The sequence below is a fragment of the Bacillus sp. FSL K6-1338 genome, assembly GCF_038006965.1.
In the GTDB taxonomy this organism is placed as follows: Bacteria; Bacillota; Bacilli; order Bacillales; family Bacillaceae_G; genus Bacillus_A; species Bacillus_A thuringiensis_S.
Window position 1 is genome coordinate 1146363 of the sequence record NZ_JBBOWI010000001.1, and the last position, 24614, is coordinate 1170976.

Here is a 24614-nt window from a genome sequence, read left to right on the forward strand (position 1 = left end):
GAAATCGGCTCCATCTCTAAATGAAATTTTTAGTATATATGTAGTACATATTATACAAAAACTCCATAAAAAAGAAATACCTTCGCTAAAAAAAGTAAAAATTCTACATTTTATGCCAAATGTAGAGGGGTAACGAATAGGATGTGAGAAGAATATTGTAAAAATTAGCGTGCATGAGAAGGTTTTTTTCTTGCGGATGCGAATACAATTAAAGGGTATGAGTTTTAGGATGGAGAGTGGAAATATTGCGTTTTGTAACGGCGAAGAAAGAAGAAAAGGTATTTGTAGGTATTGTGGATGAAGAAGAAGAAAAGGTATTACACTTAAGAGAAGCGCAAAGACAAAAAGGGGAAAAGGTTACAATCCCTATTACAATGTTAGAGTGTATTGAAAGAGGGACTAAGTGCTTTGAGAAAGTATGTGAAATTGTAAATTGGGCAAAAGAGAACGGGGAAGCGGCGTATTATCCGTTAACAGAGGTGAAAATATTAGCACCGATTCCAAGGCCAAGAAAGAATATTTTGTGCGTTGGAAAAAACTATCGTGAGCATGCGGTAGAAATGGGCGGAGTAGAGTCTATTCCAGAAAATATAATGATCTTTACGAAAGCACCAACAACAGTTATTGGCATAAATGAGCAAATTAATGGTCACCCTCACGCAACGGACGAACTAGATTATGAAGGAGAACTAGCTGTCATTATAGGTAAGCGAGGGAAGCAAATTAAAAAAGAAAAAGCGCTTGAGCATGTTTTTGGTTATACGATTATAAATGATGTAACAGCTCGAGACATTCAAAGAAAACATAAACAGTTTTTCCTTGGGAAAAGCTTCGATACATTTTGCCCGATGGGACCGTATTTAATTCATAAATCGGTGGTTAATGCGCCGAATGCATTACACATTGAAACGGTAGTAAATGGAGAAGTAAGGCAAACTTCCAACACAAATAAAATGATTTTTTCGATAGAAGAAATTATTTCAACGATAAGCAAAGGAATGACTTTAGAACCAGGTGATATTATCGCAACAGGAACCCCGGCTGGTGTCGGAAAAGGTTTTACACCACCGAAGTTTTTACATGCTGGTGATGAAGTGGTCATTACAGTAGAAGGAATTGGTATTTTGCGAAATGTAGTGAAATAAAGAAAAGAGCTATCTTGTTAAAAGATAGCTCTTTTTTATGGCCTTGGGTTATAGAGGTAATCGATAACGGAAAAAGTGTAAAGGCCAATGAATGCAAGTGTACAAATGCCAAATAGTATAACCGTAAGTGCACTTTTTTCTCGTCCAAAACCAATGATAGTAAGAATAACAGCAGTCCAAAATGATGCTTTCAGTAGTGTGAATGTAGTAGGAGTTGAGTAGTGAGTAAGCCATGTTGTGGAAAGTAGGAAGCCACAGAATGTAACTAAAATAAAAGATGTAGCTAAATAGTTAATCTGTTTACCGTATCTTAATAGCATATCGCACCTCCTTTACGATTTTAAAATACAGAAAATTACGATTTTATCTTAATATAAATGAATATAAAAAGAAAGAGGTTGTCCCAACATGCCGGACAACCTCTCTATTATTATGATAATACAGCTTTAATTTTTTGGAATGCCCACTCTAAATCTTCTTCAGAGATTACTAGAGGTGGTGCGATACGAATTACGTTTTCGTGTGTTTCTTTACATAGTAGACCAGCTGCTTTTAGTTGTTCACAGTAAGGACGAGCTGGCTCGTTTAATTCGATACCAATGAATAAACCTTTACCGCGAACTTCAGTGATCATTGGGTTATCAATTTCTTTTAATTGCCCAACTAATTTTTCTCCTAATTGAAGAGAACGCTCTGTTAATTTTTCTTCTTCTAACACTTCAAGAGCTGCGATAGATACAGCACATGCAAGTGGGTTACCGCCGAATGTAGAACCGTGAGAACCTGGCTCAAATACACCTAAAATGTCGCGGTTTGCTGCAACGCAAGAGATCGGGAACACACCGCCACCAAGTGCTTTACCAAGTATGTACATGTCAGGAGTTACATCGTCCCAGTCACAAGCGAATACTTTACCAGTACGGCCTAAGCCTGTTTGGATTTCATCGGCTACGAATAAAACGTTTTCTTTTTTACATACTTCAAGAGCTTCTTTTAAGTAACCAGCTGGTGGGATGTTAATTCCAGCTTCACCTTGAATCGGTTCTAAAATGAATGCTGCTGTGTTTGGTGTAATTGCGGCTTTTAATGCTTCTAAATCACCGTAAGGAATTACAACGATGCCAGGAAGCATTGGACCGAATCCACGCTTGTACTCTTCATTTGAAGACATAGAAACAGAACCCATTGTACGTCCGTGGAAGTTATCTTCACAAACGATGATTTCAGCACGGTTTGCTTCTACTTTCTTCACATCATAAGCCCAGCGGCGAACTGTTTTAATTGCAGTTTCAACAGCTTCAGCACCTGTGTTCATTGGAAGTACCATTTCTTTATTAGTTAGTTTCGCAACTTTTTCGTACCAAGGACCTAATTGATCGCTATGGAAAGCACGAGAAGTTAACGTAACACGATTAGCTTGGTCAATTAAAGCGTTAATAATTTTCGGGTGACGATGACCTTGGTTTACTGCAGAATATGCACTTAATAAGTCCATATAGCGGTTTCCTTCAGGATCTTCTACCCAAACACCTTCTGCTTTAGAAATAACGATTGGAAGTGGGTGATAGTTATTTGCTCCGTATGTGTCTGTAAGTTCGATAATATCCTTAGTTTGAATCATGATTGTTCCCCCTTTTGTTATTACAAGAAGTTTGTAAATACTCTAAATATTATATCATTTAAATGTAAAAAAGCGAAACATTTCCTGAAAATAAATGAACATGTTATCATATAGAGTGAAAAAGTGTGAAAAGAGGAGGTAAGGGATACGATGGTACATATGCATATTACAGCATGGGCGTTAGGTTTAATTTTATTCTTCGTTGCGTATTCACTTTATTCAGCAGGAAGAAAAGGTAAAGGTGTACATATGGGGCTTCGCCTAATGTATATCATCATTATTGTGACAGGCTTCATGTTGTACATGAGTATTGTGAAGACAGCAACAGGTAGCATGCACATGTGGTATGGCTTAAAAATGTTAACTGGTATTTTTGTTATCGGTGGAATGGAAATGGTTCTTGTGAAAATGAGCAAAAACAAACCAACAGGGGCGGTTTGGGGCTTATTTATTGTTGCGCTAGTAGCAGTATTTTACCTTGGACTGAAATTACCGATTGGCTGGAAAGTATTCTAATAAAAAATAAAACCACCTTATAATCTCAAAGACTTGGGAGATAAGGTGGTTTTTTACGTTATCCCGTATTAACTGGCAGTAAAACTCCCACCTCAAAATTCAGCTTAAGCAAAGAAGTTAGGCGGGAGATCAACTGCTCGTAAACACCCGATTGGTGAAGGCTAATAATCAGTGGGGCTGCCCCACTGATTAAAGTTTCACTTTATGTCGCATCGATATGCAACTCTTCCCCATTTACTTTCGTAAAACGGAACATATTTTTATTGGATGTAGTGTGACGGACGAAATGGTGCTGCAGTGTACAAATCATCTCTTCGTTATCAAACAAAAGAATATTTACTCCTTCGCGTGACTCCTCTTTCGGTAAGAAAGATAAATAATTATGACAATACATGCAATCATATAAAGAGTAGTGAAGTGATTGCAATGATTCAGTTAATAATGTGAAGACGGAGTCAGGTAATTCCTCGAGCCATTCATTATAACTAAGAAGTAACTTTTTTCGAATACGTATCATTTCACCATTTTGCAAATGGTGTTGTTCGTTGGCGATTTGTAATACATCTTGTTCATAGAAACGGGCTGGTAGCCAATTGTTATTATATAAAACTTCAAACCCATCTTCGGCAATATCTTCTAATAAAAACGCTTCATCATTTTCATCATCAAAGAATACCCATTCATTGTTTATATATTCTACATTACCGACTGTATGAGCACGGGGCTGGTTATATAAAATATGTTTACGTTGTATCATACACGATTTCTCCTTTATGAAAAGTAGTTATTCCTGTTATAGACAGTTCGTGCATTCTTTATAACTAGACACATCTAAACATAGGTGGGCATACAATAAAACACGTTTTACTGAGTGAGAATGCTATTCCAAATGTGGATAGTAGGTTATCGTCAAGTTTGTCATTTTTTTGATCCGCACTCACAGGGTGGGGATTACTGCACGTTCAAGAAAAGAAATAAGATGGAAGGATGATTTATATGTGCGGGATTACAGGATGGGTGGATTATAAACGCTCATTAGAAGGAGAAAGAGATGTCGTTACGAAGATGGCTGAGACGTTAGCGAAACGCGGTCCAGATGATAATAAAGTTTGGATTAAAGGTAATGTCGCATTTGGGCATAAACGGTTAATCGTTGTTGATCCTGAGGGTGGTAAACAACCGATGACTTGTTTAAAAGATGAAACGAATTATGCCATTTGTTATAACGGTGAACTTTATAACACAGAAGACATTCGAAAGGAATTATTAAGAAGAGGATATACGTTCAAAGGTCATTCTGATACAGAAGTATTATTAGCTTCTTATATTGAATGGAAAGAAGAATGTGTCGATCATTTAAACGGTATATATGCGTTTGCAGTATGGGACGAACAGAAAGAACAAGTATTTATTGCGAGAGATCGATTAGGTGTAAAGCCACTTTTTTATAAATATGATAGCGGACGCTTATTATTTGGTTCGGAGTTAAAAGCGATATTGTCGCATCCAGATGTGAAGGCAGAAGTAACATTAGAAGGATTATCAGAAATATTCGGACTCGGACCGTCAAGAACACCTGGCCACGGTATTTATGCTGGTATAAAAGAATTACGTCCAGGTCATGCGATGACATTTTCAAAGAACGGTTTATGTATATGGAGATATTGGAATGTGGAAAGTAAAAAACATGAAGACTCCTTTGAAGAAACAGTAGAGAAAACACGCTTTTTATTACAAGATGCGATTACAAGGCAGCTCGTTTCTGATGTACCACTATGTACTTTTCTATCAGGCGGTGTAGATTCGAGCGCTATAACAGCAATTGCTGCGAAAGAATATGCAAGGTCAGGAAAAGGGCAATTACACACATATTCTGTTGATTATGAAGATAATGACAAATACTTTAAAGCGAATGCGTTTCAGCCAAATTCAGATGCTCCGTTTATTAATTTAATGACTGAGACATTTCAAACAACCCATCATCGCTGCGTCATTTCGAATGAACAATTAGCAGAGTATTTAACTGAAGCGGTACTCGTTCGTGATTTGCCTGGTATGGCAGATATCGATTCGTCATTATTATGGTTTTGCCGAGAAATTAAACAAGATTTTGTCGTTGGCTTATCTGGAGAATGTGCAGATGAAATATTTGGTGGATATCCGTGGTTTTATAGAGAAGATGATTTACAATCGAGTGCATTTCCGTGGATGCCTTCTACAGAGGCACGTGAACAACTTCTAAAAAAAGAATGGAGAAATAAACTAAATTTACAACAATATGTACAAAGGCGCTATGAGGAATCGATTCAAGAAGTTCCTATTTTAGAGGGGGAAAGTCCACTAGAAGCAAAAAGACGCCAATTATTTTATTTAAATATGGTATGGTTTATGACAACATTATTAGACAGAAAAGACCGTATGAGTATGGGGGCAAGTTTAGAAGTACGCGTTCCATTTGCAGATCATCGTCTTGTCGAATATGCGTGGAATATTCCTTGGGAAATGAAAATGTATAAAAACCGCGAAAAAGGTCTATTACGTAAAGCGTTAGAAGATGTACTCCCACATGACATCTTATATAGGAAGAAGAGTCCTTATCCGAAAACGCACAATCCACACTATACAAAGGCAGTAACGGTATGGCTTCAAAATCTATTAACAGATAAAGGTTCAATTTTACACGAACTATTTGATAAAGAGCAGTTGAGCGGATTGATTCAGTCTGGTGGCAGTGCATTTCAAACACCGTGGTTTGGTCAATTGATGACTGGGCCACAGCTTTTAGCTCATTTAGCACAAATTCATGTTTGGTTTAAAGAGTATGGGGTAAATATTAAAGAATAGGAGAAAAGCGGCTTGCAATTATGTAAGTCGCTTTTATTAAAGAAATTGTCATATAAAATTCAAAATCACCTTATAAATAATACTTAATTAGAATTATTATTTTGACGTACTTATTATTACTTGTTATAATTTGAAACAAACGTTCTGAAAAGGATTCTCATTTATAAAATTGAGGTGTTATATAGATGACAAAGGAAAAAATAGGTTTACTCGTAATGGCGTATGGAACACCAGAATCATTAGACGATGTAGAGGCATATTATACACATATCCGTCACGGACGTAAGCCATCAGAAGAAGCGCTTGAAGATTTAATTGGGCGCTATAAAGCGATTGGTGGAATTTCGCCGCTTGCAAAAATTACGAAAGAGCAGGCGCATAAATTAACAGATTCAATGAATAACATATTTACAGAGTATGAATTTACTTGTTACTTAGGTTTAAAACATACTGCGCCATTTATAGAAGATGCTGTAGAAGAAATGAAGCGAGATGGAATTGAGCAGGCGATTAGTATCGTATTAGCACCGCACTATTCTACATTTAGCATTAAAGCGTATAATGACCGTGCTATTCGTCTTTCAAAAGAAATCGGTGGTCCTGTGATTGAACCAATTGAACAATGGTACGATGAACCGAAGTTTATTTCGTATTGGACAGATCAAATAAAAGAAACATTTACAAAGATTGAAGATAAAGAGAAAACAGTTGTAATTTTTTCGGCGCATAGTTTGCCAGAAACAATTATTGCAGCAGGGGACCCTTATGTGGAGCAATTGCAGCATACAGCAGATTTAATTGCGGGGGCTGCCAATATTCAAAACTATACAACGGGTTGGCAAAGTGCTGGGAATACTCCAGATCCGTGGATTGGTCCAGATGTGCAAGATTTAACGAAAGATTTATATGAAGAGCATGGGTACGAATCTTTCATATATTGCCCAGTTGGCTTTGTGGCAGAGCATTTAGAAGTTTTATATGACAATGATTATGAATGTAAAGTTGTAACTGATGAATTAAATGCTAAATATTTTAGACCAAATATGCCGAATGCACAATCTGCATTTATCGACTGTTTGGCTGAAATTGTTTCCAAAAAAGTGAAGGAAATAGTTGACAAAGATTTAGTTTTAAATAATAATTAATTTATAATAATTTTAAATTAATAATAATTACCATGAAAGAAAGAGGAGGATCCCCCTAGATGAATCCAAATAATCGCTTAACAACAAACCAAGGTGCTCCAGTTGGAGACAACCAAAATTCTCGTACAGCTGGTCGTCGTGGACCAGTATTATTAGAAGACTATCATTTAGTAGAAAAACTTGCACACTTTGATCGTGAACGTATTCCGGAGCGTGTTGTGCATGCACGTGGTGCAGGTGCTCACGGTGTATTCGTAACGAAAAATAGCATGAAGCCATATACGAAAGCAGCATTTTTACAAAATGAAGGAACTGAAACACCTGTATTTGTTCGTTTTTCAACGGTTATTCATGGTCAAGGTTCTCCGGAAACAGCTCGTGACCCACGCGGTTTCGCAGTTAAATTTTATACAGAAGAAGGAAACTACGATATCGTAGGTAATCATTTACCAGTTTTCTTCATTCGTGATGCAATTAAATTCCCTGACATGGTTCATTCTTTAAAACCAGCACCGGATACAAATATTCAAACGCCAGATCGTTATTGGGATTTCATGACGTTAACTCCAGAGTCTACACATATGATGACATGGGTATTTTCTGATTATGGTACACCAGCAAGCTATCGTGAAATGGAAGGTTTCGGTGTCCATTCATTTAAATGGATTAATGAAGAAGGTAAAATTGTTTATATTAAATACCACTGGAAACCGCAGCAAAGTGTACGTAACTTAAATGCGAAAGAAGTGCAAGAAGTGCAGGGGAAAGACTTCAATCATGCAACTCGTGATTTGTTCGACGCAATCGAAAAAGGAAATCATCCAAAATGGGATTTACACGTACAAGTTATGCAACTAGATGAAATGGATTCTTTAGACTTTGATCCACTAGATTCAACGAAAGTATGGCCAGAAGATCGCTTCCCGTTAATTGAAGTAGGGACAATGACGTTAAATCGTAATCCGAAAAACTTCTTTGCAGAAGTAGAACAAGTAGCGTTCTCTCCAAGTGCAACTGTAAATGGTATTGAACCATCGGAAGATAAATTATTACAAGGTCGTTTATTCTCTTACCCAGATACACAGCGTTATCGTCTTGGTGCAAATTACTTGCAAATTCCTGTAAACTGCCCATATGCAGCTGTTCATAATCAACAACGTGATGGTGCGATGCAAATGAATCAAAACCCATCTACAATCAACTACGAACCGAGCCGTCATGCAGAGAATCCAGTTGAAGACAAAGCTTACCGCGATTCGACTATGAAAGTAGAAGGCTATGTATCTCGTGAAAAAATCGAGAAACCAAATGACTTTAAACAAGCAGGTGAGCGTTACCGTTCATTCTCTAAAGAAGAGCAAGATAACTTAATTGCAAACTTAACAAATGACTTGAAAGACGTAAATGAACGCACGAAATTACTAGCTGTTTGTAACTTCTTCCGTGCAGATCAAGAATACGGTATGCGTTTAGCGCAGGCGTTAAATGTTGATATTACGCAATATGTAGGAAATGCTCCAAAATAAATAGGAAAAGACGACCGGGTTTCGGTCGTCTTTTTTGTATAACGTTATGTGGGGTATTTTGCTTGTAAATTATGTCGGAATTTGTTTGTAAATCGATATGTTGTGTCGGACCGTTGATATATTGAAAGAAACAATCGATATATTTGAAAAATCGTTGATATATCCAAAAAACCGTTGATATATTTACATTTATACTAGGTGGGGTATGTTGCCTAGTACGCAAAAAAGAGATGCAATCTACTATCAATAGATTGCATCTCTTTTTTAGTTTGCTCGCTCTGCATGTTCATAAGCCTTCTCGCCATGCATTGAAATATCAAGACCCATGTGTTCTTCATGTTCATCGACGCGAACGGGGAGGAAGAAGTTGATCGCTTTAATAATGGCATACGTCATGATGATCGTGAATGCATATGTTGCGCCAATCGCTATAAGTTGTTTAAACAGTAACGCGGCATTTCCGTAAAATAATCCGTTTGCGCCATCCCCGTTTACGGCAGTAGTTGCAAATAGTCCTGTTGCAATACCGCCCCAAGTTCCTCCGATGCCGTGGCATCCAAAGGCATCAAGTGTATCGTCATACCCGAATTTTGTTTTTAGGAAGAAAACGGCGCCGAAGCATATTATACCACCAATTGCTCCGATAAGAAGGGCGGAGAAAGGTGTAACGAACCCGCAGGCTGGTGTAATAGCTACTAGACCAGAAACAACTCCGCAAGCAGCTCCCATCGCGGTCGGTTTTGATTGGAAGAACCATTCAGAAAGCATCCAAGTTAGAGCAGAGGCAGCAGCGGCTATATTTGTATTAATAAATGCAGTTAAAGCTACGTCGTTTAAGGATAATGCGCTGCCAACGTTAAAACCGAACCAGCCAAACCATAATAAGCCTGCGCCTAACATTGTAAATGGCAAATGGTGAGGAGAAGAACCATTTATGTTTTTTCGTTTTCCAAGGAAAATAGCTAATACAAGACCGGCAACTCCGGAAGTGATGTGAACGACATTTCCGCCAGCGAAGTCTAGTGCACCAAGTTCCCTTAGCCACCCACCGAGGCCCCATACCCAATGAGCGACAGGATTGTAAACGATTGTTGTCCATAGAAGGATAAAAATAAGAAAGGCAGAAAATCGCATTCTTTCAGCGAATGCACCTGAAATTAAAGCTGGAGTTAAAATGGCGAACATGAGTTGAAACATCATAAATAAATTGTGAGGAATAGTAGATGAGTAGTCTGGATTTGGTGCGTAGGTAACTCCGTTTAGACCGAACCAATCAAGTGTACCGATAAGTCCGTGCCAATCTGGCCCGAATGATAAAGAATAGCCGATAACAATCCATTGAATCGAAACGATAGCCATTGCACTATAACTATGCATCGTTGTACTGAGTACGTTTTTGCTACGAACCATACCTCCATAAAAAAGTGCCAATCCTGGTGTCATCAACATGACCATTACTGTCGTCACAAACATAAAAACCGTATCTCCCATATTCATGATCTCTCCTCCTGGAATGTTAGAAAAAATAACATCTATTTGTTATGTTTCATATCATATTCGAAATAAAACTAAAAATCAACTAAAAATTCAGAAAATTATATACGTGATGTCATAAAATCTAACATAGATTATTTTGTGAGGATTGAAATCGGCATATGCGTTTCACTTGGATAATTGGTATAATATTCTTACAATTAAAAAATTGGGGGATGCGTGTGGGAAAAATATGGACTAGGAAACTATTCATTTGTTTTTGCTTAGCTGTTGTTTTGTTTGTACCAATACATACTTTTGCAGACGAAAAAAGAGAGTGGCGAGATGAGGTTATATACTCCATTATGATTGATCGCTTCAATAATGGAGAACCGAAAAATGACAAACAGTTAGAAGTTGGTAATTTAGAAGGGTATCAAGGCGGGGATATAAGAGGAATTATAAAAAGGTTGGATTACATAAAAGAAATGGGTTTTACTACCGTTATGCTTTCGCCACTTTTTGAAAGTGGAAAGTACGATGGATTAGACGTGCGAAATTTTAAAAAGGTAAATGAACATTTCGGGACAGAAAATGATGTGAAAGAACTTGTAAAAGAAGCTCAGGCAAAAGGAATGAAAGTTGTATTTCAATTTCCGCTTGGAGAAAACGAACAACAGGTAATTGACGCAATGAAATGGTGGATAAAAGAAGTTGATTTAGACGGAAGTTATGTTATACATAGTGAAAAAAAGCCGCGTTCCTTTTGGGATAACGCGCAAAAAGATATGCAAGTGATAAAGAAAGATTTTCGTATTATGACAAAGGAGGATAGCGAATACAACGAAAAAATAGTAGAATCGTTTTCCAAAGCGGATGTATCGGTGAAATCGTTATACGATGTGAGTAAAAAAGAAGGAGAATTTGTTACGTTCTTAGATGATCAAGAAACAAAAAGATATGCGCGTATTGCAAAAGAAAATATGTATTATCCGCCATCACGTTTAAAACTGGCGCTTACATATCTGTTAACATCACCTGGAATTCCGAATTTTTATTACGGAACTGAAATTGCATTAGATGGAGGAAGTGTACCCGATAATAGACGATTAATGGATTTTAAGTCAGACGAAAAATTTATGCAGCACATAACAAAACTAGGTGAACTTAGACAGGCGAGACCGTCTTTACGACGCGGTACGTTTGAGCTATTGTATGATAATAGCGGGATGAGCATACTAAAACGAAAATATAAAAATGAAGTAACTTTAGTAGCAATTAATAATACGAAAGAAACACAAAAAGTCTCCTTACCTGCAAGTACGATTGGTGAAAAACAAGAGTTAAGAGGATTGTTAGAGGATGAAATTATAAGAGAGGAAAATGGGGGATTTTATCTCGTTTTAAAGCGTGAAGAATCAAACGTGTATAAACTTAACGGAGAAACAGGTGTGAATTGGTTATTTATCTCCTTAATCGTTGGTGTGAATGTATTATTTATTGCGTTTTTAATTGCAGTTAAAAGGAAACGTAGATGAGAAGTTGCTCGTTCTATGTTCACGTCTTCTTATTGTATTTGTTTGTTCGGTGGGGCAATAGTGTTTATTCTGTTGATATGAAATTTCTTAAGAGAAACGATACGAAAATGAAAACTTCTCTAATGAGAGGGGGTTCCAGGTTAGGGAGAAAGTCTTCTTCCTAGCCTGTTTTTGTGTCAATACGGATAGAGAAAGATCTTTGGAACGAACGATAATTGCAACTATATTAATTTTATATTACATTAAAAATTAGAGAATACTCTTATACTAATATAGTGCTAAATAGTAGGTGGGAAAATGGAATTTTACGATTTGGGTATTACCATTAAAGAGCTTAGAATTAAAAAAAATATATCACAATCCGAATTATGTCATGGAATATGTTCGCAAAGTCAAATTAGCAAAATAGAAAAAGGTATGATTTATCCATCTAGTATATTGTTATATCAATTATCAGAAAGACTTGGTATTGACCCGAATAATATATTTGCATTAACTCAAAACAAAAAATTTAAATATGTAGAAAATGTAAAATACGTAATAAAAGATTGCTTAAAGCAAAAACAATATAAAGAACTTTATGAAATAGTGAAAAAAGAGAAAGATGAAAAAAATTTCCAAGCAAAAGAAGATAAACAATTTCTCCTATGGCATGAAGCAATTGCTGTATTTGAGGTGAACAGATCCATAAAAACTGCTTTAAAACTTTTAAATAATGCATTAAAACTAACTTTAACCAATGTTGATTTTTTATCAGAAAGAGAAATAGATATTATGCAGACAATGTCTATATTTTATGCGGAAAATAAAGAATATGATAAAAGTATTACTATATTAGGAAGATGTTTAACTAATTTTAATAAGTTAGATTTTCCGAGAGATAAAGCGATTAAATTAAAAATCATTTTTAATTTAGCGAAATGTTTAGGTATGACCTATCAATATGAAGAAGCGGTAAAATACATTGATAAGGGCATCAAATTAGCTATTAATCTAAATACTTTATACTTATTAGGTGAACTGTACTATTTAAAAGGATGGAATTTATTAAGATTTAAACAACAGAATGAAGAAGATATTGCAAATAACATGAAAAAAGCATTATTTATATTTGAACTAACAGAAAAAGAAACTCTGATAAAAATGGTTAAAGAAAAATATTTTGAAAATCAAACTGAAAAAAGCCACTCATAATTCATTTGGAAATCACTTGAAATATAATAAAACCTACAGGGGAAATCCCTGTAGGTTTTATACTTATAAACTTGCTTCTAAAATATTAGTGTTTAATATAAGAGTGTCCTTAACGTACTTTTTTATTTTGAAGTCTGCATCTTTATTAACAATTTATGCTTCTTTTTAACTCCATCCAAATATGATTAAAATTAAGATGGTTCAAGTCGGAGGAAGGCACTTTGATGTGTCTTTTCTTATGACTTTTATCATTAACTATTTAATGTTTTTTAAATGATTACATGACATAGTTTTTTTGTACCAAGCTTTGTTGATACAGTTAGACTTATCCGTTAGTGTATTCGTATTATTAGAACATCCTACAGTATTTAGGGAGAATGTGGCCAATAAAAACCATAATATTAATTTCTTCATATAACCACTTCTAACTCTTTTTTAATTAACATTTTTTAAGATCCTTATTAATTTTACATTATATTAAAGGTTGGGAAATATTCTTATACTCATAAATTGTTACGTTTTGGCGGGAAGAGAAATTATAAGTTACAGCGATTTTTAAGATGACTTTGGCCTAGGATGTAATTACTAAGAAAAGTAATTCAAATCGAAGGGGAAACGTCTTAAATTGTCTTTTTTTTTATTTTCAATAAGGTCTGCTAAATGCATGTATGAAACAAATTCTACAATAAGGCCTAGTTTAATCATGCATTCACTTGTGAAGTATTCGTATAGTTAGACTCTGTTCACTTAGCAATTTTCACCGCAGATGCCTTTTTTCTATGGCTTGTTCTTGTAATATTGTCTCTACAAAACTAAAAAGAAAACTCCTCTAATTAAGAGGAGTTTTCTTTTTAGCGGTAGTTAATGAACTGTACGTCGATTGGTAAATCAGCGCTACGAACAGCTGCAATTACTGCTTGTAAGTCATCACGGCTTTTCGCTGTAACACGTACTTGATCGTCTTGTACTTGTGTTTTTACTTTTAATTTCATTTCTTTAATGATGTTGTTAATTTTTTTAGCGTTATCTTTATCGATACCTTGTTGAAGTGTTGCGCGTTGGCGAACAGTGTTGCCAGTTGCAGCTTCAACTTTTCCGTAATCTAAGTTCTTAATTGGAACGTTACGTTTTACAAGTTTAGAAATTAAAACGTCTTTTACTTGGTCTAATTTGAACTCGTCGTCAGAAGTTAAAACTAGTACTTCTTTTTCTAATTTAATATCACTTTTACTTCCTTTAAAGTCATATCGGTTTTGGATTTCTTTTAATGCGATATTAATTGCGTTTGTTACTTCAGGTAATTCTACTTTCGAAACGATGTCAAAAGAACTATCTTTTGCCATAGTTAGCACCTCCAAATAAATTTCTAATCTTGTTATGTACTGTACATACTAAAGTATAGCTGAAAACGAGTCTAGACTTAAGTGTTTTCATACTTATATTCATGTAACCTCACTTTATTATAGTGAATTTTGGGCAGTTGGACAAATACAGGAAAAATCATGTTATAATTAACTTTTGTTTGGAATGATAAAAAAGATAATTTTATATATATAGAAGGGAATTAAAAAATATGTATTTGCAAATAGGATCGATTGAACAGGTAACTGTTTTACGCGAAACGGAAATTGGATATATGGTTGGGAATGAAGAAGAAGAAATTTTCCTACATAAAAACGAAGTAGCTGGAGAAATTGAAGAAGGCGATACGATTGATGTATTCTTATACCTTGATCACCAAAATCGTATTTCAGCAACAATGAAGGAGCCAATTATTACAACGTATGATTGGAACTGGGTAAAGGTTGTAGAAGTCATTCCTAGTTTAGGTGTGTTTGTTGATATTGGTGTATCAAAAGATATACTAATTCCAGCTGATGAGTTCCCGATTTATATGCCGGTATGGCCAGAAGTAGGCGACGAATTATATTGTACGTTAAAATTAACGAATCGTGATCGTTTAATTGCTCTTCCGGCAAGAGACAGTGATATGCAAGAAATTATCGTAGATGCAACGCCATCTATGCGTAATAAAAACGTAAATGGACGTGTATATCGTTCTCTTCAAGTTGGTTCATTCGTACTAACTGATGAGCATTTCCGTGCTTTCTTACACCATACAGAAAGAAAAGAACAAGTCCGCATCGGGGAGCGTGTAACGGGCCGTATTATTGACGTGAAAGATGATGGTACAATTAACATTTCACTTCTTCCTCGTAAAGAAGAAGGAATGGAAGACGATGCGGCAGTAATTTATGCATATATGGAAGAACGAGGAGGAGCAATGCCGTTTTGGGATAAGAGCCATCCAGAAGATATTAAAGAACGCTTTAACATGAGTAAAGCTGCATTTAAGCGCGCACTTGGTAAGTTGATGAAAGAAGAAAAAGTTTACCAAGAAGAAGGTTGGACTTACTTTAAGAAATAAGATAGAAGATTAAAAAGCACAACCTTATTTTTAAAAAAATAAGGTTGTGCTTTTTTAATTTCCTTGTGGAGAAACAAGAGTAAATGTATCTTTCAAATCACTATCGTTTATTTTAATATTTGCCTTTTTTAATTCCTCTTGTAACAATTTTTTGCTGAATATAGGGTCAGCGATACGTTCTTCTTCTAAGTTTTTGCGAATAGATTTTTTTACTTCATCGTAAGGTTTTAAATCTTTTTTATCAGTTAATTTAATAACGTGATAACCGTTTGATGATTTTACGGGGTTGCTAATTTGTCCAACATTTAGTTTGTAGGCAGCCGTTTCAAATTCAGGAGCCATTGTACCTGAATTGAAGTATCCAAGGTCTCCGCCTTTATCTTTTGATAGTAGATCTTGTGATTCTTGTTTTGCTAATTCTTCAAATGAAGCACCAGCATCTAGTTTACTCTTTATTTCTTTCGCTTCATTTTCGTCACTTACTAAAATGTGACTCGCTTTAATTTCTGGCTTATAGTGGTCTTTTACGTCTTTCTCTGTAATGCTTTTCTTAATCGCTTCATTCATAGCAAGTTTGAACTTAATTTGATTTTTGAAATCCTCTTCATCTTTTAAACCATTATTTTCTAATACTTTTTTGAATTGATCTCCATATTGTTTTTTTACTTTTTCTACTTCTTTATTTACCTCTTCATCAGATACTTTATATTTTTTTGTGATGACGTCTTGTGCCATCATTTCGTATAGCATGTCTTTTCCGTAACGATCTTTCAATTGTTTTTCGAAGTTATCCTTTGTAATGGTCGAGTCTGTTGCTGTAGCGACTGTAGCTGAGCCATTTTTTTGTTCGCAAGCAGATAGCATCAATATACTTATTAGTGCAGTAATAATGAAAATATGTTTCCCTCTCATGCCAACACCTCATCCGAATATGTTATCGCTATTGTAGAATATAGAAGTGAACATGAAGTGAATTTTTAATGTTTTTTTCCTTTAAAATGTAAAAAAGTACATCAACATAATTGTTGATGTACGATGGAATCAAAGGTGATCGGTCTTTTTAGAGTATGCACGTTTACCTTGCTGAATATTTTTTTGCTCTTGCTCATTTTTTTGTGTGCGTTTTGCGTTATTATCGCGTGCTTTTTTGTCGTTATCACTCGTATGTGGCATATGTATCAACTCCATTCCTAAACGTTGTACGTTTATCATTTCCTTTTTCGTAAAGACTATGTATAGCGGTGCATTTATGAAGGGTAAAGGTGGATTCGAAATGGATTTGAAGTTGAATTATACTGAACTTATAAAGAAGTTAATCGTTGTAATCATCGCAGGTTTATTAAACGCGATTGGGATGAATTTATTTTTAACACCAGCAAAAGTGTATGCGAGCGGCTTTGCTGGATTGTCTCAATTATTATCACAAATATTAGGTGATTTTTTATCGATTCACATATCTACGGGAGTATTGTTTAGCTTATTTAATATTCCTGTCGTTATTTTAGCGTGGAAAAAGGTTGGAAAGGCCTTCACCTTTTTTAGTTTTCTTTGTGTTATATTTATGACTCTGTTTCTAGAAATCATCCCTGTTAGAGCGGTTTCGAATGATATTATATTAAATGCGATTTTTGGCGGGATTATTTCGGCAATTGGAGTAGGGATTGCTTTAAAGTGGGGTGCTTCTACAGGTGGATTAGATATTATCGCCATGATTTTATCAAAAATAAAAGATAAGCCTGTCGGTACATACTTTTTCTTTTTTAATGCAATTATCATTATCGCTGCTGGCTATGTATATGGATGGGAAAAAGCGTTATATACGTTAGTGACTTTATATGTATCAACGAGAATTATTGATGCAATTCATACTCGTCATGTAAAGATTACAGCATTAATTGTTACGAAGAATGGGGCGGACGTAAGAAAGGCGATTCACTCGCGATTAGTAAGAGGAATTACAACGATACCAGCAACAGGTGCTTATACGAATGAAAATAAAGAAATGTTAATGATGGTTATTACCCGTTACGAGTTATACGAATTGGAGAGGATTATTAAACAAGTGGACCCAGGTGCATTTACAAATATACTGCAAACAGTTGGGGTGTTCGGATTGTTTCGGAAAGATTAAAGAGGACCAAAGTTGGTCCTCTTTTTTAATGTACATTCGTAATGTTTTGCAATTGCTCTTGCATTTCACGGAGCTGAACTTTTTCAGCAGTTGAAGAGTTTGCGTAAGCGGATTGCAAAGCATTTTTTGCTCTATATACGAGATCTTGTTGCTCAGTACCGCTTGAACAAGATACGGCATTTTCAACAGCATCTCTAGCTTGTTGGAATAGTAAGTTCCCCATTTAAACCCCTCCAAAAGAAGAGTTACTTCTTGCCTTTTCTGCCTCAGCTAATGTACCTCTGTACGGGAATCTTGCATCATGCTTCATAACAGCATCGGCTCCTTGTTGGATAAAACGTTTTGATTTGTTCTTTTTACCCATTCGAAAAACCCCCTTTATTTAGCTGAAAACAATCGACGCGATGTCTTATGCGCCTACTTATAGTATGGGCATTTGGCAGGAAACTATAAGTAGGGAATTTTTAGATTACAACCCAAGAACCTCTTCTAAATATAAAGCAATACCATCTTCTTCGTTCGTTAACGTAGTATGGTTTGCGAGTGATTTTAATTCAGGGATGGCATTACCCATTGCGATGCCGTGACCAGCAAATTCAATCATTTCAAAATCATTATCTTCGTCACCGAAAGCGATAATTCGCTCTTGTGGAATGTTGTAATGACTAGAAATTTTTTGTAATCCGACCGCTTTATTTAATCCGCTTTTTACAATTTCAATAATCGGCCAAGGTGCACCCCATTTTCTATGGTCGATTACTTCCGCATGCATATCAGTTAAATGTTGACGAATTGCAGTAGAATGCTCGTCATGTGCGTCAATTAATAAGCAAGTTGGATGGTCATTTAAAATATTTAATAAGTCTCCTGTAAAAATCTTAGGAGAACCGAATTCGAAAATGTGTTTTTTATCTTCATCAATTTCACGAACATACACATCATCCATAACTTCAGCGTATATATTTTTTACGCCGAAATCAAAACAAGCTCGTACAATTTCTTGCGCTGTTGCTAGCTCAAGAGGAGAGTGATGTATACCCCAGTTTGAATCAAGAGGATGGTGCACGTACGCACCGTTAAAGTTTACGATAGGTGTATTCAGACCTAGTTCTTTATAGTAATCATAACTAGCGCGGAATGGACGTCCTGTTGAAATAACGACAACGTGTCCTTGTTCCTTTGCTTTTGCAATTGTATGTTTCGTTCGAGTGGAAATTATTTTGTTGTCTGTTAATAAAGTGCCGTCTAAGTCTAATGCGATTAAATGTTGTTTGTTCATAATTTCACCTCTTATAATAATTTTTTTGTTTCTATCTGTATTTCCGTTTTTAATATGCAGAAATAAGAGGTTAGACTGGGTGAGACCACCATAGATGGAGGTTTCACTATATATCCATCTTACGTCGCGAAGTACTATGGTGTCTACTATTTCTCGTTGGAAATTAAGAAAAGTCAACATCTTTTTAGAAAGTTCAAATAATGTTTCTTTCATTATGTACAAAATGTGAAAAGGGTTACATTGCTCGTATGATGAGGCATATAATGAACATGTAATCTTCTCGTATATGTTTGACTCTCCTTTGAAACTAGCCTAGAGTAGGTTGGTTTCTTTTTTTCTACAGATAGGAAAGGAATTCCTTCCTAAGCTTGTGTCATTCATGTATATGTACAAGAATGAGATGTAGTACTTGTTTCCTAAACATGACAGAAAACCTTTCTTTTAAAATGGATATACTAATGAGGCAAGACGTCATGGAAGGAGAATGAAGATGGGACAAAATCGCAGGTTTCGTTCTGGACAAAAAGCGCCAAATGATGGCATTTACGTAGAAATTGGTGAAACGGGAAGTATGGTAAAAAATCCGCAAATGGTACAATTAACTGCCGGTGAAAAGTTTCCAGATAACACGAATCATAACCGCCAGTGGACATATAAAAGAAAACCGTAACAGAAGCCGCAATCTTTATTGCGGCTTTTTTGTTGTTACATAATGTAGTTTCATTTATCGTACTTTTTTTAATAGCATAATGAATGCTCCTTTTTTCTTTTTCCAATAATAAGTTTGAAAATGCATAGGCGAATTTATTGTATAAAAAAGTCAGTTGGCGTATAATTAAATCAAAGGTCAAAGAAAGTCAAACATTTGGAGGGCTGTAAAGATGGACTTAAATCAAATGACAACAAAAACACAAGAGGCGATTATGAGTGCCCAATCTTTAGCGGTATCTCATCATCATCAAGAAGTAGATACTGTTCATCTCTTGTTTACATTATTAGAAGAGCAAGATGGGTTAGCAGTGCGTATTTTTCAAAAAATGAATGTCGATATAGAAGCGTTAAAGCAAGGCGCCGAAAGTTTAATTAAGAAAAAGCCTTCTGTAACGGGAAGCGGTGCAGAAGTAGGCAAATTATATATAACAGGTGCTCTGCAACAACTATTTGTAAGAGCAGGAAAAGAAGCAGAGAAATTGCAAGATGACTACATTTCAGTAGAACATGTATTGCTTGCTTTTTCTGAAGAAAAAGGCGATATCAATCAATTATTTACAAGATTTCATATTACGAAAGATAACTTATTACAGTCTTTAATGACAGTTCGGGGGAATCAAAGAGTGACTAGTCAAAATCCAGAAGCAACTTATGAAGCGTTAGAAAAATATGGCCGTGATTTAGTGGCAGAAGTGAGAGCAGGGAAAATTGATCCTGTTATTGGCCGGGATAGTGAAATTCGACGTGTCATTCGCATTCTTTCACGTAAAACGAAAAACAACCCTGTTTTAATTGGTGAGCCAGGTGTTGGTAAAACAGCAATCGTTGAAGGGTTAGCGCAGCGTATTGTGAAAAAAGATGTACCTGAAGGGCTAAAAGATAGAACGATCTTCGCGTTAGATATGAGTGCGCTCGTAGCTGGTGCGAAATTCCGTGGTGAGTTCGAAGAGCGTCTGCAAGCTGTATTAAATGAAATTAAAAAGAGTGAAGGGCGTATTTTATTATTTATTGATGAACTTCATACAATCGTTGGCGCCGGTAAAACAGAAGGTGCGATGGATGCAGGGAATATGTTAAAACCGATGCTTGCTCGCGGTGAACTACACTGTATTGGGGCGACGACATTAGATGAATATCGTAAATATATTGAGAAAGACCCGGCGTTAGAAAGACGTTTCCAACAAGTATTAGCAGAAGAACCAACTGTTGAAGATACAATTTCCATTTTACGTGGTTTAAAAGAGCGTTTTGAAATTTATCATGGTGTAAATATTCATGACCGCGCGATTGTAGCAGCATCAGTTTTATCAGATCGATATATTTCGGACCGTTTCTTACCAGATAAAGCAATTGATCTTGTCGATGAAGCGTGTGCAACAATTCGTACAGAAATCGATTCTATGCCGACAGAATTAGATGAAGTAACGCGTCGTATTATGCAGTTAGAAATTGAGGAAGCAGCTCTTGGAAAAGAAACAGATCGTGGTAGCCAAGAACGTCTTAAAACGTTGCAACGTGAACTATCAGATTTAAAAGAAGTTGCAAGTGGTATGAGAGCGAAATGGGAGAAAGAAAAAGAAGACATTCACAAAGTTCGTGACTTACGTGAACATTTAGAACGTCTGCGCCGTGAATTAGAAGAAGCAGAAGGTAATTACGATTTAAATAAAGCAGCCGAACTTCGTCACGGGAAAATTCCAGCAATTGAAAAAGAGTTAAAAGAAGCGGAAGAAATGGGCGCGCATAATAAACAAGAAAATCGTTTATTACGTGAGGAAGTAAGTGAAGAAGAAATTGCAGATATTGTTTCACGCTGGACTGGTATTCCTGTTGCTAAACTCGTTGAAGGTGAACGCGAGAAATTACTACGCTTAGAGCAAATCTTATCAGAGCGTGTCATCGGACAAGAGGAAGCAGTAAGCTTAGTATCAGACGCGGTTCTTCGTGCTCGCGCTGGTATTAAAGATCCGAACCGCCCGATTGGTTCCTTCATTTTCTTAGGCCCTACGGGTGTTGGTAAAACAGAACTTGCAAAAACGTTAGCGCAGTCTTTATTCGATAGTGAAGAGCAAATGATTCGTATTGATATGTCTGAGTATATGGAGAAACACGCAGTGTCACGCTTAATTGGTGCACCTCCTGGATATGTAGGATATGAAGAAGGCGGTCAATTAACAGAAGCGGTAAGACGTAAACCATATTCCGTTATTTTATTAGATGAAATTGAAAAAGCACATCCAGAAGTATTCAACATTTTATTACAAATGTTAGATGATGGACGCATTACAGATTCGCAAGGACGTACAGTGGACTTTAAAAACACAGTTATTATTATGACTTCAAATATTGGATCTGCTCATTTACTAGATGGATTAGAAGAAGATGGCTCGATTAAAGAGGAATCAAGAGACCTTGTAATGGGGCAATTAAGAGGACATTTCCGCCCTGAATTTTTAAACCGTGTTGATGAAATTATTTTATTTAAACCTCTTACAACGAATGAAATTAAAGGTATTGTTGATAAAATTGTAAAAGAATTACAAGGGCGTTTAGCTGACCGTCACATTACAGTAGAATTAACAGACGCAGCAAAAGAATTTGTTGTAGAAGCTGGCTTTGATCCGATGTATGGAGCTCGTCCATTAAAACGATACGTACAACGTCAAGTGGAAACGAAATTAGCGCGAGAATTAATTGCAGGAACAATTACTGACAATAGTCACGTAGTTGTCGATGTAGAAAATAACGAATTAGTTGTTCATGTGAAATAAAAATAAAAATAAAAAAGAGTTCGGATAAAATCCGGACTCTTTTTTTAGTGTTGTTCTACTGGCTCGTTTGGAATTGCAGCTGAAATCGCTAGTACTAATACAGCAAGAACAACTGAGAAAATAGACGCTTGGTTAAAGTCGTATGTACCGCCAGTCATAGAGCCGATTACATAGCTCATCATATGTACAAGTAAGAACGACCAAATTAATGCCCAAATGAAACGCATATTTTACACCTCTATTCGTTCAATCTGTCCTTATTGTAACACAATTGAAAAAAGAATATAGAAAAATATTTGTAGATTTTTCAACGCAAATTTGCATTCCGTTCATACATTATAAAAGAGTGGTTTTATATGTTTAGAAAATAAGGCGGGGGAAAAATGAGTATTACGGAACGTTTTTTTTACTTAGAAAAAGAACCATGTGTCATTTATTTACCGGAGAAGCCAAATGGATTTTCGGTTATGCTCCTCGGTGATTACAACTACTTTATTGAGAATGGTACAAGTTTATGGACACAGCATGCGGGAAGATCTTATTTTTTACATGGCCTTATTGAGGAAGGCTACACAGTCTTTTCTTCTAATTTATACGGAAGGCACTGGGGAAACGACCAATCTGTTCGTCTAGCAAAACGTTTATATGATGTTGTTTTGAGAAAAGAGACGTTAAATGCGAAAATGCACATAATGGCAGATGGTATGGGTGCGCTTGTAGCACTTGAAATGATGAACAAATACCCTGAATGTATTCGTTCTGTCATTATGTTGAATCCATGTTTAGATTTACCAGAATATGTGGAATTTGAGAAAGAGCATAAGTTTTTTTACAAAAGATTAGTGAAGGAATTAAGTTTGGCGTATGATGCCAAAGAAGAAGAGTTAGATTTAAAAATAAATAAGAAATCATTTACGCTTCTGCCATCTTGTGTACCTGTCAAAGTTTTCGTATCAACACAAGAAAAAAGAGGAAGAAAACAACAGTTGCGTAAATATGAGAAAATGAGGCAATTAAATCAATGCGATACTTCTCTCTTGTTCCATCTGCAAGATGTGAAATATAAAATGGTTAGGCAAACGACTGATTTCTTTAAAAAATATGAAGAAGAATTGTGAAGCTCCCATATACATAAATGAGGAGCTATTTGTTTCAAGGAGAAAGGGTTGGTGGTATGGAACGCGTGCTGATAATAGGTGCACTTACGTTTGTAGGTTATCACCTTGTGAATAAAATGATCGCAGAAGAAGTAGAAGTGTATGGTCTTGATTTTGATGAATTCAATAGTATGACCAAAATTAATGAAGAGAAGTTATTGTTAATTGGGCGAAATGCGTTATTTACGTATTATTCGATAAGAGATGAAGATGGATGGAGATTAGTAGAGGAAGAGAGATTCGATACTGTTTACTTTTGCTTATATGAGCCAAATCAGCAATGTGGATTTCGGAATGAAAGAGTCATATTACAATATTTAAAGCGAATTATAAGAATGTGTGAAGAACAAAAATTGAAGTTAAATTTAATTTCTTCTATTGAAGTAGGTAGTACAGATGAATCGGAAAATAAGCGCATATTTTTGAAAGTAGAAGAAGGATTGAAAAAAGGGGATTTACAATATAGTGTATTTCGAGTTCCTACATTATATGGACCGTGGCAACCGTCTTTTATGATGTATCATCAGCTCATTTTATCAGAACTGGATGAGAAAGAGTGCTATTATGCGAGTGAGGAAAACGGAAGTGATCTACTGTACGTGGAAGATGTATGTGAATACTTATGGGAAAATGGAATGAACGAGCAGCATCTCGGTATATACAATTTGCTTAGTGGTAAAAAGTCATTATGGAAAAAAGGTATGAACCTTTTACGCGCGGATGATAAAGTAAATAAAAATAATAACGAAGTAAGAGATGAGGCTATCGAGGTAATTTCGATAAAAAGAAATACTCCGTTAGAATACGGTTTAAATAAGCAACTGGCACACATGAAAAAATATAAAGAGTTATACGAAGGGTAGCACGCGTGTTACACTATTGTATGTGAAAGTTTTAATGGAGAGGAAGAGTATAATATGAACGAAAAAAGCATGCAGTTTTTACAAATCGCAATGAAGCATTTACCAGAAGCAAAGGCCATTTTAGATGATAATGGAATTGCGCTTGATATGGAGAAAGCACAACCAGTATTAGAGTTATTGATGAAAGTTATGAACGAAGCATATGAGCTTGGGAAAGCAGATCAACAATAAAACCCTTTCTTTTTGAGGAGAAAGAGGCTCGAACCGTCGAG

The 24614-nt window shown here is 35.8% G+C and carries 25 protein-coding genes; 14 read left to right on the forward strand and 11 right to left on the reverse strand.

From position 1 onward, the window contains the following. Positions 1-245: 245 nt before the first annotated feature. Entirely contained in the window at positions 246-1145 is a 900-nt protein-coding gene (locus NZ044_RS06055) for a fumarylacetoacetate hydrolase family protein (RefSeq protein WP_172583206.1), read from the forward strand. A 35-nt stretch (positions 1146-1180) separates the two neighbouring features. On the opposite strand, the gene NZ044_RS06060 is transcribed toward NZ044_RS06055, so the two are convergent. Then, positions 1181-1465, reverse strand: coding sequence for a hypothetical protein (locus NZ044_RS06060; RefSeq protein ID WP_000926870.1), 285 nt, complete (start codon positions 1463-1465; stop codon positions 1181-1183). Between the two features lie 110 nt (positions 1466-1575). Next, positions 1576-2766 carry an ornithine aminotransferase gene (rocD, locus tag NZ044_RS06065; protein WP_000616660.1) on the reverse strand — a complete coding sequence of 397 codons (1191 nt, stop codon included), beginning with the start codon at positions 2764-2766 and terminating at the stop codon, positions 1576-1578. A gap of 150 nt (positions 2767-2916) precedes the next feature. On the opposite strand from rocD, the gene NZ044_RS06070 reads away from it, so the two are divergent. Next, complete coding sequence (locus NZ044_RS06070; RefSeq protein WP_098505573.1) at positions 2917-3282, forward strand: YisL family protein; 366 nt, start codon at positions 2917-2919, stop codon at positions 3280-3282. Positions 3283-3484: 202 nt separating this feature from the next. Here NZ044_RS06070 and NZ044_RS06075 read toward each other — a convergent pair whose 3' ends face one another. Further along, positions 3485-4039 carry a DUF2777 domain-containing protein gene (locus NZ044_RS06075; protein WP_000616051.1) on the reverse strand — a complete coding sequence of 185 codons (555 nt, stop codon included), beginning with the start codon at positions 4037-4039 and terminating at the stop codon, positions 3485-3487. A 239-nt stretch (positions 4040-4278) separates the two neighbouring features. Here NZ044_RS06075 and asnB point away from each other — a divergent pair, with 239 nt between their 5' ends. From asnB to katB, 3 genes are all read left to right on the forward strand, one after another. Next, positions 4279-6126, forward strand: coding sequence for an asparagine synthase (glutamine-hydrolyzing) (asnB, locus tag NZ044_RS06080; protein ID WP_340949622.1), 1848 nt, complete (start codon positions 4279-4281; stop codon positions 6124-6126). Positions 6127-6311: 185 nt separating this feature from the next. Then, complete coding sequence (gene hemH, locus NZ044_RS06085; protein WP_000159538.1) at positions 6312-7271, forward strand: ferrochelatase; 960 nt, start codon at positions 6312-6314, stop codon at positions 7269-7271. 59 nt (positions 7272-7330) lie between these two features. Next, positions 7331-8797 (forward strand): catalase KatB, encoded by a 1467-nt coding sequence (katB, locus tag NZ044_RS06090; protein ID WP_086389837.1) that lies wholly within the window; start codon positions 7331-7333, stop codon positions 8795-8797. Positions 8798-9061: 264 nt separating this feature from the next. On the opposite strand, the gene NZ044_RS06095 is transcribed toward katB, so the two are convergent. Further along, positions 9062-10294 carry an ammonium transporter gene (locus NZ044_RS06095; RefSeq protein ID WP_118961637.1) on the reverse strand — a complete coding sequence of 411 codons (1233 nt, stop codon included), beginning with the start codon at positions 10292-10294 and terminating at the stop codon, positions 9062-9064. 158 nt (positions 10295-10452) lie between these two features. Between NZ044_RS06095 and NZ044_RS06100 the strand changes: the two genes are divergently transcribed. Together NZ044_RS06100 and NZ044_RS06105 are read left to right on the forward strand one after the other, a co-directional pair. After that, complete coding sequence (locus NZ044_RS06100) at positions 10453-11808, forward strand: alpha-amylase family glycosyl hydrolase (protein ID WP_002162891.1); 1356 nt, start codon at positions 10453-10455, stop codon at positions 11806-11808. Between the two features lie 297 nt (positions 11809-12105). Further along, entirely contained in the window at positions 12106-13002 is an 897-nt protein-coding gene (locus NZ044_RS06105) for a helix-turn-helix domain-containing protein (RefSeq protein WP_000397873.1), read from the forward strand. Between the two features lie 851 nt (positions 13003-13853). Here NZ044_RS06105 and NZ044_RS06110 read toward each other — a convergent pair. After that, positions 13854-14345 carry a YajQ family cyclic di-GMP-binding protein gene (locus NZ044_RS06110; protein ID WP_001040146.1) on the reverse strand — a complete coding sequence of 164 codons (492 nt, stop codon included), beginning with the start codon at positions 14343-14345 and terminating at the stop codon, positions 13854-13856. A 230-nt stretch (positions 14346-14575) separates the two neighbouring features. On the opposite strand from NZ044_RS06110, the gene NZ044_RS06115 reads away from it, so the two are divergent. Next, the gene (locus NZ044_RS06115; RefSeq protein ID WP_000281261.1) at positions 14576-15430 is read left to right on the forward strand and encodes a CvfB family protein; all 855 of its coding nucleotides are present in this window, start codon (positions 14576-14578) and stop codon (positions 15428-15430) included. Positions 15431-15484: 54 nt separating this feature from the next. Here NZ044_RS06115 and prsA read toward each other — a convergent pair whose 3' ends face one another. Both prsA and NZ044_RS06125 read right to left on the reverse strand, forming a co-directional pair. Then, the gene (gene prsA, locus NZ044_RS06120; protein ID WP_001214205.1) at positions 15485-16342 is read right to left on the reverse strand and encodes a peptidylprolyl isomerase PrsA; all 858 of its coding nucleotides are present in this window, start codon (positions 16340-16342) and stop codon (positions 15485-15487) included. 129 nt (positions 16343-16471) lie between these two features. Beyond that, on the reverse strand, positions 16472-16603 hold the full coding sequence (locus NZ044_RS06125) for a DUF3941 domain-containing protein (protein WP_001120851.1): 132 nt from the start codon (positions 16601-16603) through the stop codon (positions 16472-16474). 100 nt (positions 16604-16703) lie between these two features. On the opposite strand from NZ044_RS06125, the gene NZ044_RS06130 reads away from it, so the two are divergent. Further along, positions 16704-17561 (forward strand): YitT family protein, encoded by an 858-nt coding sequence (locus tag NZ044_RS06130; protein WP_000364431.1) that lies wholly within the window; start codon positions 16704-16706, stop codon positions 17559-17561. Positions 17562-17586: 25 nt separating this feature from the next. Here NZ044_RS06130 and NZ044_RS06135 read toward each other — a convergent pair whose 3' ends face one another. The 3 genes from NZ044_RS06135 to NZ044_RS06145 all read right to left on the reverse strand — a co-directional run bounded on the left by NZ044_RS06135 (position 17587) and on the right by NZ044_RS06145 (position 18840). Then, entirely contained in the window at positions 17587-17784 is a 198-nt protein-coding gene (locus tag NZ044_RS06135; RefSeq protein ID WP_000527408.1) for a DUF3813 domain-containing protein, read from the reverse strand. Further along, positions 17785-17925, reverse strand: a complete 141-nt coding sequence (locus NZ044_RS06140) for a hypothetical protein (RefSeq protein ID WP_000516816.1) — start codon at positions 17923-17925, stop codon at positions 17785-17787. A 105-nt stretch (positions 17926-18030) separates the two neighbouring features. Further along, positions 18031-18840, reverse strand: coding sequence for a Cof-type HAD-IIB family hydrolase (locus NZ044_RS06145; protein WP_001041241.1), 810 nt, complete (start codon positions 18838-18840; stop codon positions 18031-18033). Between the two features lie 490 nt (positions 18841-19330). On the opposite strand from NZ044_RS06145, the gene NZ044_RS06150 reads away from it, so the two are divergent. Both NZ044_RS06150 and clpB read left to right on the forward strand, forming a co-directional pair. After that, entirely contained in the window at positions 19331-19510 is a 180-nt protein-coding gene (locus NZ044_RS06150) for a YjzC family protein (protein ID WP_000531422.1), read from the forward strand. A 211-nt stretch (positions 19511-19721) separates the two neighbouring features. Further along, on the forward strand, positions 19722-22322 hold the full coding sequence (clpB, locus tag NZ044_RS06155; RefSeq protein WP_000365378.1) for an ATP-dependent chaperone ClpB: 2601 nt from the start codon (positions 19722-19724) through the stop codon (positions 22320-22322). Between the two features lie 44 nt (positions 22323-22366). On the opposite strand, the gene NZ044_RS06160 is transcribed toward clpB, so the two are convergent. After that, complete coding sequence (locus NZ044_RS06160) at positions 22367-22549, reverse strand: YjzD family protein (RefSeq protein WP_001211116.1); 183 nt, start codon at positions 22547-22549, stop codon at positions 22367-22369. 156 nt (positions 22550-22705) lie between these two features. Between NZ044_RS06160 and NZ044_RS06165 the strand changes: the two genes are divergently transcribed. Genes NZ044_RS06165 through NZ044_RS06175 form a run of 3 tightly spaced genes read left to right on the forward strand, consistent with a single transcriptional unit; the run spans position 22706 to position 24573 of the window. Next, positions 22706-23440, forward strand: coding sequence for an alpha/beta hydrolase (locus tag NZ044_RS06165; RefSeq protein WP_098505574.1), 735 nt, complete (start codon positions 22706-22708; stop codon positions 23438-23440). A gap of 29 nt (positions 23441-23469) precedes the next feature. Then, positions 23470-24342 (forward strand): NAD-dependent epimerase/dehydratase family protein, encoded by an 873-nt coding sequence (locus NZ044_RS06170; RefSeq protein WP_000486171.1) that lies wholly within the window; start codon positions 23470-23472, stop codon positions 24340-24342. Positions 24343-24396: 54 nt separating this feature from the next. Continuing rightward, on the forward strand, positions 24397-24573 hold the full coding sequence (locus NZ044_RS06175; RefSeq protein ID WP_001003335.1) for a ComZ family protein: 177 nt from the start codon (positions 24397-24399) through the stop codon (positions 24571-24573). Positions 24574-24614 lie beyond the last annotated feature (41 nt).